Source organism: Brevundimonas sp. KH_025 (assembly GCF_057839885.1).
In genome coordinates this window covers 2,845,232-2,857,474 of sequence record NZ_CM174501.1, presented here as the reverse complement: position 1 = coordinate 2,857,474, position 12,243 = coordinate 2,845,232, and the positions used below count along the sequence as shown (strand labels likewise).

At 69.5% G+C, this 12,243-nt stretch carries 13 protein-coding genes and 1 tRNA gene; 3 read left to right on the top strand and 11 right to left on the bottom strand.

What is annotated here, in order from left to right; genetic code table 11:
* Positions 1 to 21: 21 nt before the first annotated feature.
* A complete protein-coding gene (locus AC3IS2_RS14140) occupies positions 22 to 921 on the bottom strand; it encodes an IPTL-CTERM sorting domain-containing protein (protein ID WP_489198421.1) in 900 nt (299 codons plus the stop codon).
* A 120-nt stretch (positions 922 to 1,041) separates the two neighbouring features.
* Complete coding sequence (locus tag AC3IS2_RS14135) at positions 1,042 to 1,584, bottom strand: prolyl-tRNA synthetase associated domain-containing protein (RefSeq protein WP_489198420.1); 543 nt, start codon at positions 1,582 to 1,584, stop codon at positions 1,042 to 1,044.
* Between the two features lie 87 nt (positions 1,585 to 1,671).
* On the opposite strand from AC3IS2_RS14135, the gene AC3IS2_RS14130 reads away from it, so the two are divergent.
* A complete protein-coding gene (locus tag AC3IS2_RS14130; protein WP_489198419.1) occupies positions 1,672 to 2,412 on the top strand; it encodes a DUF6065 family protein in 741 nt (246 codons plus the stop codon).
* A 149-nt stretch (positions 2,413 to 2,561) separates the two neighbouring features.
* Here AC3IS2_RS14130 and AC3IS2_RS14125 read toward each other — a convergent pair whose 3' ends face one another.
* The 4 genes from AC3IS2_RS14125 to AC3IS2_RS14110 form a co-directional block, all read right to left on the bottom strand.
* Positions 2,562 to 3,116 (bottom strand): CC0125/CC1285 family lipoprotein, encoded by a 555-nt coding sequence (locus tag AC3IS2_RS14125; RefSeq protein ID WP_489198417.1) that lies wholly within the window; start codon positions 3,114 to 3,116, stop codon positions 2,562 to 2,564.
* Between the two features lie 87 nt (positions 3,117 to 3,203).
* A complete protein-coding gene (locus AC3IS2_RS14120) occupies positions 3,204 to 3,842 on the bottom strand; it encodes a LysE family translocator (RefSeq protein WP_489198416.1) in 639 nt (212 codons plus the stop codon).
* Between the two features lie 55 nt (positions 3,843 to 3,897).
* Complete coding sequence (locus AC3IS2_RS14115; RefSeq protein ID WP_489198415.1) at positions 3,898 to 4,428, bottom strand: hypothetical protein; 531 nt, start codon at positions 4,426 to 4,428, stop codon at positions 3,898 to 3,900.
* Between the two features lie 110 nt (positions 4,429 to 4,538).
* On the bottom strand, positions 4,539 to 5,039 hold the full coding sequence (locus AC3IS2_RS14110) for a translation initiation factor IF-2 (protein ID WP_489198414.1): 501 nt from the start codon (positions 5,037 to 5,039) through the stop codon (positions 4,539 to 4,541).
* 121 nt (positions 5,040 to 5,160) lie between these two features.
* Between AC3IS2_RS14110 and AC3IS2_RS14105 the strand changes: the two genes are divergently transcribed.
* Positions 5,161 to 6,459, top strand: coding sequence for a PQQ-dependent sugar dehydrogenase (locus AC3IS2_RS14105; protein WP_489198413.1), 1,299 nt, complete (start codon positions 5,161 to 5,163; stop codon positions 6,457 to 6,459).
* Between the two features lie 12 nt (positions 6,460 to 6,471).
* Here AC3IS2_RS14105 and AC3IS2_RS14100 read toward each other — a convergent pair whose 3' ends face one another.
* The 5 genes from AC3IS2_RS14100 to hemC all read right to left on the bottom strand — a co-directional run bounded on the left by AC3IS2_RS14100 (position 6,472) and on the right by hemC (position 11,010).
* A complete protein-coding gene (locus AC3IS2_RS14100) occupies positions 6,472 to 7,704 on the bottom strand; it encodes an argininosuccinate synthase (protein WP_489198412.1) in 1,233 nt (410 codons plus the stop codon).
* Between the two features lie 164 nt (positions 7,705 to 7,868).
* Positions 7,869 to 9,065 carry a methionine adenosyltransferase gene (gene metK / locus AC3IS2_RS14095; protein ID WP_489198410.1) on the bottom strand — a complete coding sequence of 399 codons (1,197 nt, stop codon included), beginning with the start codon at positions 9,063 to 9,065 and terminating at the stop codon, positions 7,869 to 7,871.
* A 169-nt stretch (positions 9,066 to 9,234) separates the two neighbouring features.
* Positions 9,235 to 9,310 (bottom strand) — tRNA-Thr (locus AC3IS2_RS14090).
* 50 nt (positions 9,311 to 9,360) lie between these two features.
* Positions 9,361 to 10,056, bottom strand: a complete 696-nt coding sequence (locus AC3IS2_RS14085; protein ID WP_489198409.1) for a uroporphyrinogen-III synthase — start codon at positions 10,054 to 10,056, stop codon at positions 9,361 to 9,363.
* 3 nt (positions 10,057 to 10,059) lie between these two features.
* Positions 10,060 to 11,010, bottom strand: coding sequence for a hydroxymethylbilane synthase (hemC, locus tag AC3IS2_RS14080; RefSeq protein ID WP_489198408.1), 951 nt, complete (start codon positions 11,008 to 11,010; stop codon positions 10,060 to 10,062).
* Between the two features lie 50 nt (positions 11,011 to 11,060).
* Between hemC and tsaD the strand changes: the two genes are divergently transcribed.
* Positions 11,061 to 12,230, top strand: a complete 1,170-nt coding sequence (gene tsaD, locus AC3IS2_RS14075; RefSeq protein WP_489198407.1) for a tRNA (adenosine(37)-N6)-threonylcarbamoyltransferase complex transferase subunit TsaD — start codon at positions 11,061 to 11,063, stop codon at positions 12,228 to 12,230.
* Positions 12,231 to 12,243 lie beyond the last annotated feature (13 nt).

Here is a 12,243-nt window from a genome sequence, read left to right as displayed (position 1 = left end):
GAAGGGGGCGCCGCAGATCGTCTAGGCCGTGAACGGGCGCCGCTGGATGTAGAGGGCGGCGCCGCCCGCCAGCGCGAGGCCAAACAGGATCATCGCCCATTCGGACATCGTTGGGACAGGGGCGGGCGCGCTATAGGTGATCGAAACCAAGCCATCACCAGCACGCGCACCGGCGACCGTGGAACCGCCCGTCACGCCCCCCAAATAGGACGACCCGCCGCCGGCCCCGGAGTGAGCGCTTGAAACGCCGCCGCCGTAGTAGCCGCCGCCGCCGCCGCCGACCCAGGGCGTGCTCGCCCCCGTTGCATGGCCGCCGACACCCAAGGCCCCGCCGATGGAGCCGCCGGCGGACTGGGTTCCGCCGGTTCCGATGCTGCCGCCGCAGCATACAGAGCCATCCGCCCCGACGAGCCCGCCGCCGTTGCCGCCTGGCGTTCCATTGCCTGTGGACCCGCCGCCGCCGGCGCCGACGATCTTACGATCAGCCAGCGTGGTTCCGCCCTGCCTGACATCGCTAGCGCCGCCGCCGCCGCCGACAAAGCCGTTGCCTGACCCGTTGTTCACGCCGTTGCCGCCGCCGTTGAAGCCGCCGCCCATGATGACGCCGGCGCCGATCGCCGCCACGCCGCGTCCGCCGACGTTGATCTGCAGCGTCTGGCCTGGCGTGACCGCCAGCACGCCGGTCGCTCGGCCGCCCCGTCCGCCCAAGGTCCCACCACTGTCAAATCCCTGGGCGCCCTCGGCGACGATCGTCACCGAGGTCACGCCCGCGGGCACGACCCATGACTGCGACGCGCCGGTATGGCTGAAATTCACCGTGGTCTGCGCCTGAGCGGTCTGGGGGGCCAGGAGTGAGCCTGCGACCATGGCGACGGCGACAGCCAAGGCCCGGCCCTGGCGTGCGAGCAGAAATGAGAACATGGAACCCCCGAGGAGCCTGAGAATGCTCAAGCTTAAAGAACACGGTTAATCGAATCTTACTATCCGAGTCCAGACTTATCTGCTGGGCCGACGCCGCCATCGGTTCGCGGGGGGCCGAACTCAGTCCAGGGCGTTGAAGTTCACGACCAGCGGCTTGCGGTCCAGCAACTCAAGCATCCGACGGAAGCTGTCCTGATCGAGCGCGGTGGTCGCCGTGTTGGTCAGGGGGTGGAAGTTGACGATGTCGGCGTCCCACAGGCGCTGATCGAGGACGAAGGTCACGCGGCGATCTGCGTCGTTGATCAGGCCGAGCGCCGTGACCGAGCCGGGGCGGACGCCAAGCGTCTGCCACATCAGGATCTCATTGCCGAAGGAGAGGCGGTCCGAGCCGAGCGTCCGGTGGGCGCGTTTCAGGTCGATGACCGTGTCCTGGGCGGCCGAGATCAGCCACAGCCGGCCCTTCTTGTCCTTGAGAAACAGGTTCTTGGTGTGGACGCCGGGCAGGGCGGTCTTCAGCTCCAGCCCTTCCTCGACGCGGAAGACGGCGGGGTGGTCGTGGGTGGTCTGGTCGATGCCGTTTTCGGCCATCCAGGCCAGCAGGCGGGCGCGGTCATACTCGGGGACGGACTCTGGGACGATCAGTTCGGCGGCGGTGTCGGTCATCTCGGCCTTGTCGGGCGGGCGGCGGGGGCGATAGGGGAGGAGAACACCCTTCGTTACCCCCTGTCCGTCCAATTTGGGAGCCGCGTCTTGGAACTGGAATGCTATCCGATGACCGCTCGGCCGTGCGACCTCGTGCCGGGCCGCCAGTCGCGCAACTGGATGGACGCCTTCGCCAGTCGGCATCCCTATCGCTGCCTGCCGCTGAATATGGCCAACACCACGGGGTGGGAGATCCTCTGCCCGTTCGGCTTCACCGCCGAATGGAACGGCGGCCCGGCCCAGTCCGACATCAAGATCACGCCCGACCGGCACCAGCCGGAAATGGACCACTTCGTCACCTCGCACTTCTCGCGCGGGGTGCTGACCATGCACCCGCAGTATCTGTTCCGCACGCCGCCGGGCTGGGGCATGCTGGCGCAGGGCTCGCCCAACCACGTCAAGGACGGCATCCAGCCCCTGGTCGGCCTGATCGAGACCGACTGGCTGCCCTTCCCCTTCACCATGAACTGGATCTTCACGCGGCCGGGCAAGGTCCGGTTCGAGAAGGGCGAGCCCTTCTGCTTCATCCTGCCGATCGAGCATCGCAAGGTGGAGGCCTTCGAGCCGGTGATCCGCTCGCTGGAGTCCAACCCCGGCATGAAGGGCCAGTTCGAGGCCTGGAACCGGGCGCGTACCGACTTCAACACCCGCCTGGCCTCGGGCGATCCCGACGCGGCCAAGGAGGCCTGGCAGCGCTTCTACTTCAAGGGCGAGGTGCCGGAGGCTCTGGGCACGGCGCCCGCGACCCACTCAAACAAGCGCCGTTTGAAAACGCCTCGGGTCGGCTGACATTTTCAGAGGCCTATCGCGCTTCGCGCTACTTGAGGCCCTGACTAGAGACAGCAGAACGCCCGCCCCCATCGCTGAGGCGGGCGTTCTTAGTTTTGCGCTCAAGCAGCGAGCGACCGCGTCGCTCGCGTTAGCGCTCTTGCTTCCTGCTAGGAAGCCGGCCGCGTCACGCGCGGGCCGAGGTTGTTGATGACCTCGCGGGCGTCGAAGGCGTTGGGATCGCCGGCGGGCTTGGGTCCGCGGCCCATGACGATCTCGGCCGAGGCCTCGTAGCGGTCGACCTGGCGGATGTCGCGGTCACGACCCCAGTAGGGATCCCAGGTGCTCCACATGCCGCGCTGGTGGAAGCGCCACTGCGGACCCCAGAAGGGACCGTAGCGGTCGTAGTAGAAGGGGTCCGGCGTCGAGTAGAAACGGGTGTCCCGGTCGGTGGCGCGGTTGACGGTGGCGAACCAGTCGTAGCCGTTCTCGACCGTCAGTTCGGCCGAACGCAGCAGCAGCGACATCTCGACCTGATCGCGCGAAGTGACGGAGTTGCCCGAGAAGCTGACGCGGAAGCGGTTGGCCTCCAACCGCTGCTCGGCATAGCCGCCGCGCTCGCCGTTGTAGCCGGCCGGTTGATACGGGGTGGCGGTGGCGCAGGCGCCCAGGGCCAAGGCGCCGGCGAGAGCGACCAGAACCGACGTTTTGCGAAGGTTTTTCATGGGAGGTTCTCCTTGAACATCCATTGAACGTCCGTGGTGCTGAACGAGGCGTGAACGGTAAAGCTCCTCATCACGGCTGCAGATGACCTACCCGTGCAATCTGGTGACGATCAGGACGGCCGCAAGGATCAGCAGGCCGCCGACGAAGATTCCGAAGCCGCGCTTGAAGCGGGGCTCGTTCATCCGGTCGGCCAGGGCCGCGCCGCTCAGGCCGTAGGCGCTCATCGACAGGACGTCCATGCCGATGGTGGCCAGGGCGAACAGGGCCAGCTGGGGCGCGACCGGGCGGTTCACGTCGAGGAAGGGCGGCAGGACGGCGGTGAAGAAGAGGATGGCCTTGGGGTTGGCGATCTGGACCGTGAAGCCGTCGATCAGGGCGCTGCGGCCCTGCCTGACCTCGACATGATCGGGCTGGGCCTCGGTCTGGAAGGCGCCGCGCAGGGCCTTGATCCCCAGCCAGGCGACATAGAGGGCGCCGAGGACGGCGATGAGGCGAAAGACCTGCGGGAAGGCGGCGACCAGGGCGCCGAGGCCCAGGGCTGCGGCGGCGAACCAGACCAGGGTGGCGGCGTTCATGCCGACCACGCCGATCAGGGCCGAGGCGCGGCCCTTCTCCATGCCCGTCGCCACGGCGAACAGGTTGGCCGGGCCGGGGGTGACGGCCATGACGGCCATGACGCCGAGAAAGGCGGCGTAGAGATGCGGATCGACGGGAAGCGCGGCCATACGAACCCCTTTCCGGCGGGGGGCCGGTCAGGTCAAGCGCGCTGAGCCTCGGGGATCAGATCTCCGCGGGCGGAGCCGGGGGCGCGGGCGGCGCGGGCATGGCCTCAACTCCTTCGAGCGCGGCCTTCATGCCCTCCATCGACTGGCTCAGGGCGTAGTCGGCGGCCAGGCCGTAGGTGACCAGTTGGTCGGGGTCGGGGTTGGCCCAGGCGCTGTTGACCGCCAGGCCCTGAATCAGGGGGGCGACGCCGGCCATGGCCTCGGTCACGACGGCCTCGATGTCCACCTCGGCGAGGGCCTGCTCGGCGATCTCGCCGGCCTGGCGCGCGGCCATGTCGGTGAAGGCGGCGACGTGGGGCTGGTACTGCGACCACAGGGCGGCGACGCGCAGGCCCTTGGTCGTCTCGTCGAGGGCGTCGTCGTCCTGGATGGCCTCGGCGCGTTCGCCGAACTCCTCCATCTTCTTCTCGAAGCGGGCGGCCGCGGCTTCGAGCTGGACCTCGGCCGAGGTCTTCTTTTCCTCGGCCACGGCGGCGGAGACCGGCAGCAGGGCGAGGGCGGCGGCGAGCGACAGGGCGCGGATCATCACGAGGCTCCTTTGAGCGGACGCCGCACGGTCGACCGAACAGGCCGCGGCCTCAAGTGAAATCGCGGTAAGGCGAGGGGCGGCGCGAGGGCCGCCCCTTCCTCGGGGTCTTAGTTGGGCGACGCGACGACCGTGGCGGCCGGGGCGGCGGCGGCGGCCGTGATGGCCTGCTGCACGGCCAGACGGATCTGCGGGGCGATGCCGCGGATGGCGGGGCCGACCTTGGCGCGGGCCGCGGTCAGTTCCTGGCGCTCGCTGTCCTCGGTCGCCGCCGCCAGCTGGCCGTCGAGGAAGGTCTCGAAGGCGGAGGCGAAGGCGTCGAAGTCGGGCTGATAGCGGCCCAGGATGACGTCCGCGGCGGCCATGCGCTTGGCTTCGTCGCCGCCGTCGGGGCCGTCGACCACGGCGGTCAGCTCGGTCTGCAGGCTCCCCATGCGGGCCTGGAAGGCCTCGGCCTTGGTCTCCATCTCGACCTCGGCGGGCGACTTGGGCTTGGCGGGGGCGGGGGCGGGAACAGAGGCGGGGGCGGCCGGGGCGGCCTCCTGGGCGAAGGCGGGCGCGGCGAAGGCGAGCGTCGCCGCGGCGGCGGCGAGGGTCAGACGCAGGGACATGGGGGAGGCTCCGGCAGGGCGGGAGAATGAAACTCGCCGCAAGACAACACCGACCGTATCGGTCGATCACATCTCAAGGTTGGCCTTGTCAGAGGCCGAGGGCAAGCGCCAGCATGGCGACATGAAACCCTCTTTCGCTCTTTTCGGCCTGTCTGTCGCGCTCGGCCTGCTGTTTGGCGGCTCCCAGGCGGAGGCTCAGACGCGCGCCTACGCCGCCTCCGGCGACTGCGGCGGGCGACCCGCGACCACGGTGCGGATGACGCCGGGTCTTTGCCTGGGTCTGGTCTGGCAGGGGGCGGGCGCCGAAGGGCCGCGGATGCCGCGCGGTCTGATGCAGTTGCCGAACGGCGACTGGCTGGTCACGGACCTGGGCGGCTGGGAGGCGGGCCGGGGCGCGGTCTGGCGGCTGTCGGTCGCCAGCGACGGGGCTGTGCGCTGGCGACGGCTGGCGCGCGGCCTGTCGATGCCGCACACGGTGGCGCGGGGGCCGGACGGGCGCGTCTATGTGTCCGAGATGAACCGCATCCTGACGCTGGACCCGGATTCGGCCGATCCGGGGGCGAGCGTGCGGACCGTGATCGGCGGCCTTCCGGACAACCGGCTGCACGACAACCGCCACCCGCTGTCGAGCTTCGTCTTCGACGGGAACGGCGACCTGCTGGTCAATGTCGGGGCGCCCAGCGATCGCTGTCTGGACGCGGCGGGCAAGCCCAGGACGGACGCGCGCGGGGCCTGCGTCGAGGAGGCCGCGACCGCCCAGGTGCGGCGTCACGCCTATCTGGGGAATGGGCGCTGGGCCGAGGAGAGCACAGTCTTCGCCTCGGGTCTGCGCAACTCCATCGCCCTGGTGCGGCACCCGTCGGGAACCATCATGCAGGCCGAGAACTCGGTCGATCTGCCGACGGCGGAGCATCCGTTCGACGAGGTCAATGTCTTGCGGCAGGGCGGCCATTACGGCTGGCCCTATTGCGTGGATTTGCAGACGCCGTTGCCGGGTTGGCCGGCGCGCCAGGCGCGCTGCAGCGAGCGGGACAAGCCCGTCGCCCTGCTGCCGCCGCACGCGGCGCCGCTGGACATGATCTATTACGAGGGGGCGATGTTCCCGGAGCTGCGCGGGCGGCTGCTGATGACCTGGCACGGCTATCGCCGCACGGCGGGGCGGATCACGGCGGTGGAGACGGATGCGCAGGGCGTTCCCCTGACCGACATAGGCGGGCGCTACGCCGTCTATCCGCGCGGGTCGCTGGCCTATCCGGCGGGGGCGCCGAGCGTGAAGGGCAAGGTGCTGACGCCGGGCTGGGATCGCGTGGCCGGGCGTCAGCCGCGCGGCTCGCCGGTGGTCATGGCGGTCGCCGCCGACGGGTCCATCTGGGTCACGGACGACCGCAGCCGGGCGATCCTGAGGATCGCCCGGCCTTGAGGCTTCTAGGGCTTAGCCCTTGGTGCGGGCGTCGCGCTTGGCCAGGACGCGCAGGCGCAGGGCGTTCAGCTTGATGAAGCCGGCGGCGTCCTTGTGGTCATAGGCCTGGACGCCTTCCTCGAAGGTCACCAGGTCCTGATCATAGAGGCTGTTTTCGCTCTCGCGGCCGATGACGGTGGCGTTGCCCTTGTAGAGCTTGACCTGGACCGTGCCGGACACCTTCTGCTGGCTGTAGTCGATGGCGGCCTGCAGCATCTCGCGCTCGGGCGAGAACCAGAAGCCGTTGTAGACGAGGTGGGCGTATTTGACCGCCAGTTCGTCCTTCAGGTGCATGGCGCCGCGATCGAGGGTGATCGACTCGATGCCGCGGTGGGCCGCCAGCAGGATGGTGCCGCCCGGGGTCTCATAGACGCCGCGCGACTTCATGCCGACGAAGCGGTTCTCGACCAGGTCCAGACGGCCGATGCCGTTGTCGTGGCCGTACTGGTTCAGGGCGGTCAGCAGGGTCGCCGGGCTCATGGCCTCGCCGTTGATTGAGACGGCGTCGCCCTTTTCAAAGCCGATGGTGATGACGGTGGCCACGTCCGGGGCGGCTTCCGGCGACAGGGTGCGCTGGTGCACGAACTCGGGGGCCTCGACGGCGGGATCTTCCAGCACCTTGCCCTCGGACGAGGAGTGCAGAAGGTTGGCGTCGACCGAGAAGGGGGCCTCGCCGCGCTTGTCCTTGGAGATCGGGATCTGGTGCTTCTCGGCGAAGTCCAGCAGGGCCTCGCGGCTGCGGAACTCCCACTCGCGCCAGGGGGCGATGACGTGGATGTCGGGGTTCAGGGCGTAGTAGCCCAGCTCGAAGCGGACCTGGTCGTTGCCCTTGCCGGTGGCGCCGTGACAGACGGCGTCGGCGCCCAGCTGGCGGGCGATTTCGATCTGGCGCTTGGCGATCAGCGGACGCGCGATCGAGGTGCCGAGCAGATACTGGCCTTCATACAGGGCGTTGGCGCGGAACATCGGGAAGACGAAGTCGCGCACGAACTCCTCGCGCAGGTCGTCGATGAAGATGTTCTCGGGCTTGATGCCCAGCTTCAGCGCCTTCTCCTTGGCGGGGGCCAGCTCTTCGCCCTGGCCCAGGTCGGCGGTGAAGGTGATGACCTCCGCGCCGTATTCCGTCTGCAGCCACTTCAGGATGATCGACGTGTCCAGCCCGCCCGAATAGGCGAGGACGACTTTCTTGGGGGCGGGCGAGGTCATCGGTCGAAACATCCTTTCAGGAAACGCGGGGAGGCGTGTTCGGCTGGCTTAAAGGACCAGACGCCCCGTGATGCAAGGGCATGATTGCGGCGGGGCCGCCGCATACGAAAAGGGCGCCACGGCTGAAACCGCGACGCCCTCCGTTTTTCAGGCGCTTACAGGCCTCAGGCGAGGGCCTTCAGCTGGTCGACCAGATCGGTCTTCTCCCAGCTGAAACCGCCGTCGGCGTCGGGCGTACGGCCGAAGTGGCCGTAGGCGGCGGTGCGGCGATAGATGGGCTTGTTCAGGCCCAGGTGCTCGCGGATGGCGCGCGGCGAGGCGCCGCCGATCAGCCTGGGCAGTTCGGTCTCCAGCACCGCCTCGTCGATCTTGCCGGTGCCGTGCAGGTCGACGTGGACCGACAGGGGCTTGGACACGCCGATGGCGTAGCTGATCTGGATGGTGCAGCGGTCGGCCAGGCCGGCGGCGACCACGTTCTTGGCCAGGTAGCGGCAGGCGTAGGCGGCCGAGCGGTCGACCTTGGTCGGGTCCTTGCCGGAGAAGGCGCCGCCGCCGTGCGGGGCCGCGCCGCCGTAGGTGTCGACGATGATCTTGCGGCCGGTCACGCCGGCGTCGCCGTCAGGCCCGCCGATGACGAAGGTGCCGGTCGGGTTGATGTGCCACTCGGTCTCGTTGGTGATGAAGCCGGCGGGCAGCACCTTCTCGACATAGGGTTTGACGATGGCGGCGACCTGATCCTGGCTCAGGCCGTCCTTGTGCTGGGTCGAGACGACGATCGAGGTCGCGCGCGTCGGGCGGCCGTTCTCGTAGTAGAGCGTGACCTGGCTCTTGGCGTCGGGCTCCAGGCCCGGCTCCTGGCCGGAATGGCGGGCGGCGGACAGGGCCTTCAGGATGTTGTGGCTGTACTGCAGGGTGGCCGGCATCAGCTCGGGCGTCTCGTTCGAGGCGTAGCCGAACATGATGCCCTGGTCGCCCGCGCCCTCGTCCTTGTCTTCGCCGGCGTCGACGCCCTGGGCGATGTGGGCCGACTGCGGGTGCAGGTTGTTCTCGAAGCGGAAGGTCTTCCAGTGGAAGCCGTCCTGCTCATAGCCGATGTCGCGCACCACGCCGCGCACCGTATCCTCGATCTCCTGCTCGACGCCGGGGGCCCAGTTGCCCTCCGTGTCCATGATGCCCTTGCCGCGGATTTCGCCGGCGATCACCACCAGGTTCGTCGTCGTCAGGGTCTCGCACGCCACGCGCGCCTCGGGGTCTTTCGACAGGAACAGATCGACGATCGAGTCGGAAATCTGGTCCGCGACCTTGTCAGGATGGCCTTCCGAGACGCTCTCGGAGGTAAACAGAAACGACGAACGGGCCAAGGCAGGCTCCTGCAAGACGGTGAGGCCGACAGACATATAAAGATATGCTTATACGTTCAAGGGATGTCCGCAGCGCGGCGCGAAATCACAGACGCGCAGGGACGCGCACAGACGTGCGACGGCCGCCTGCAAGGGCGAACATCGGCGGATATCCATGTCTGGAAGGAAGTGGTGCCGCTTAGGTGACTCGAACACCTGACCCCATCATTACGAATGATGTGCTCTACCGGCTGAGCTAAAGCGGCTCCGGTCGGCGGCCCAACAAAGTGTCGGAGAGCCGCGCGAGGTGGGGTCTTTATACGGGTCCGGCGGACTTGCCAAGCGCTGTCAGCATGGATGTTTCTTCGGGTGCGTCGGCGGTGCGGATTTCGGCGAAGCCGAGGGCGGCGAGGGGGGCCGCGGCGGCGGCGGAAATGCAGACGGCGAGGCGCTGTGCGGCGGCGTCGGGCGTCAGGACCGTCGCGAGCGCGCGGGCGGCGCGAGGGGAGTGGAGCAGGACCGTATCGAAATCGGCGGGGGCGACGGCGCCGGTTTCCTCGGCGGCGTAGACCGGCAGGCGCTGGACGTCGTGGTCGGGCAGCAGGGCGGGCAGGTCGCCGGCCGGCTCGCGGGCGCCGGGGGCGAGGATCAGGCCCTTGATCGGGCTGGCGTTGATGAGGCGGGCCAGGGCGTGGATGTCGCCGGCGGCCGAGCGGGCGTCGGCGAAGCCCGCCGCGCGGGCGGCCTCGGCGGTGGCGTCGCCGACGGCGAAGACGGGGCGGTCGCGCAAGTGAGGCGTCAGGGCGGCGAAGGCCTCGACGCCGTTGGGGCTGGTGAAGGCCAGGGCGGCGACCGTGGTCAGGTCGGGGGCGTCGGCCAGGGCCTCGGGCAGGGGGCGGATGGTCAGCAGCGGCGCGACCACGGGCGCGAACCCCAGCGCGGTCAGCCGGGCGGCGGTGCGCGCGGCGCCGGGCTGGGCGCGGGTGATCCAGACGCGGCGGATCGGCCGCATGGCCTAGAGGTCGATCTTCTGGTCGCCGGCTTCGGCGTGAACCTCGGCGCCGAGACGCTGGCCCAGGACGCGGGCGTGGTCGAGGGCGGTCGTGGCCGTGACGCCCGAGATTTCTCCGGCGCGGCGCCAGCGGGCCGAGCCGTCGGGGCTGAGCATTTCGGTGGTCAGGCGCAGGACGCCATGCTCGATCACGGCGTGGGCGCCGATGGCGGTGCGGCACGAGCCCTCCAGCGCCGACATGGCGCCGCGCTCGGCGGCGACGGCCAGGGCCGTCAGGTCGTGGTTGAGGACGCGGGTCCAGTCGGCGTCGGCGTCGTCCTCGCGGGTCTGGATGGCCAGGGCGCCCTGGCCCGGCGCGGGCAGGAAATCGTCGAGCGACAGGCGCTCGCGGATCACCTCGGAGAAGCCGAGGCGGTTCAGGCCGGAACAGGCCAGCAGGATGGCGTCGAAGTCGCCGTCCTTGAGGCGACGCAGGCGGGTGTCGACATTGCCGCGCAGCATCTCGATCTGCAGGTCGGGACGCAGGGCCAGGGCCTGCGCTTGCCGGCGCAGCGAGGCGGTGCCGAGGCGGGCGCCGTGGGGCAGGTCGGCGAAGGTCGCGAAATACTCGCTGATGAAGCCGTCGCGGGCGTCTTCGCGTTCGGGCACGGCGGCGATGGCCAGACCCTCGGGCTGTTCGGCGGGGACGTCCTTCATCGAATGGATGGCGACGTCGACGCGGCCGTCCAGCAGGGCCTCCTCGATCTCCTTGGTGAACATGGCCTTGCCGCCGATTTCCAGCAGGCGGCGGTCCTGAACCCGGTCGCCGGTGGTGACGATCTCGACCAGGGGGACCAACTGTTCGATGTCGGCCTCAGCCACGCCGAGCGCGCGGCCGATGGCGCGCTGCATCATGCCGGACTGGGCCAGCGCCAGCTTGGAGCGGCGGGTGCCGATGCGAAGAAGCGGGGTCATGAGGTCGCGCAGCCGTTGCGAAAGGGGGGACGGGCCGCTACCTCGACCCGATGAACACTGGCGCGGACTATAGCAGCGGAACGACGGGGGCAACCAAGCCCGCGTCCCGGCCCACTGGGACTGAAGGCCGCGCCCCCGGCGCCGTGCTGACGGTTCTGGGTCTGGAGACCAGCTGCGACGAGACCGCCGCCTCGGTGGTGCGCCTGTCGGCGGCCGGGGCCGAGGTCCTGTCCAGCGTCATTCACAGCCAGATCGAGGAACACGCGGCCTTTGGCGGCGTGGTGCCGGAAATCGCCGCTCGCAGCCATGTCGAGATGATCGACGGGGTGGCGCGCCGGGCCATGCTTGAGGCCGGGATCGACTACGCCGCCCTGGACGGCGTGGCGGCGACCGCCGGGCCGGGTCTGGTCGGCGGGGTCATGGTGGGGCTGTCCTACGGCAAGGCGACAGCCCTGGCGCGCGGCCTGCCGCTGATCGCGGTCAACCATCTGGAAGGCCACGCGGTTTCGGCGCGGCTGGGGGCGGAGACGACCTATCCCTTCCTGCTGCTGCTGGTCTCGGGCGGGCACTGCCAGCTGTTGGAGGTGCGCGGCATCGGCGACATGAGCCGGCTGGGCACCACCATCGACGACGCGGCGGGCGAGGCCTTCGACAAGATCGCCAAGGCCATGGGGCTGGGCTATCCGGGCGGGCCGGCGCTGGAGAAGCTGGCCGCGTCCGGCGACGGGTCGCGCTTCGACCTGCCGCGGGCGCTGCTGGGCCGCAAGGACTGCGATTTCTCTTTCTCGGGACTGAAGACGGCGGCCTCGCGGCTGGCCCAGACCTGCGAGACGGATCAGGACAGGGCCGATCTGGCCGATGCGGTGCAGAAGGCGATTGCTCGTCAGCTGTCGGAGCGGACCGAGCGGGCCATGCTTGCCTATGCCGAACAGCATGAGCAGCTTCTTTTCGTGGTGGCCGGGGGCGTCGCTGCTAACAAGACGGTCCGGCGCACGCTGGAGGACCTGGCGACCAGGCATGGCTTCGCCTTCCTGGCCCCGCCGATGGCCTATTGCACCGACAACGCCGCCATGATCGCCCTGGCGGGGGCGGAACGGCTGGAAAAAGGCCTGACCTCGGACATCGATGTCGCCGCCCGGCCGCGATGGCCTCTGGACGAGGCGCGCGCGAACGCCGATCCTGTGCACAAGAAAACGGGCCGCAAGGGCGCGAAGGCCTGACGGCCCTTCGTCC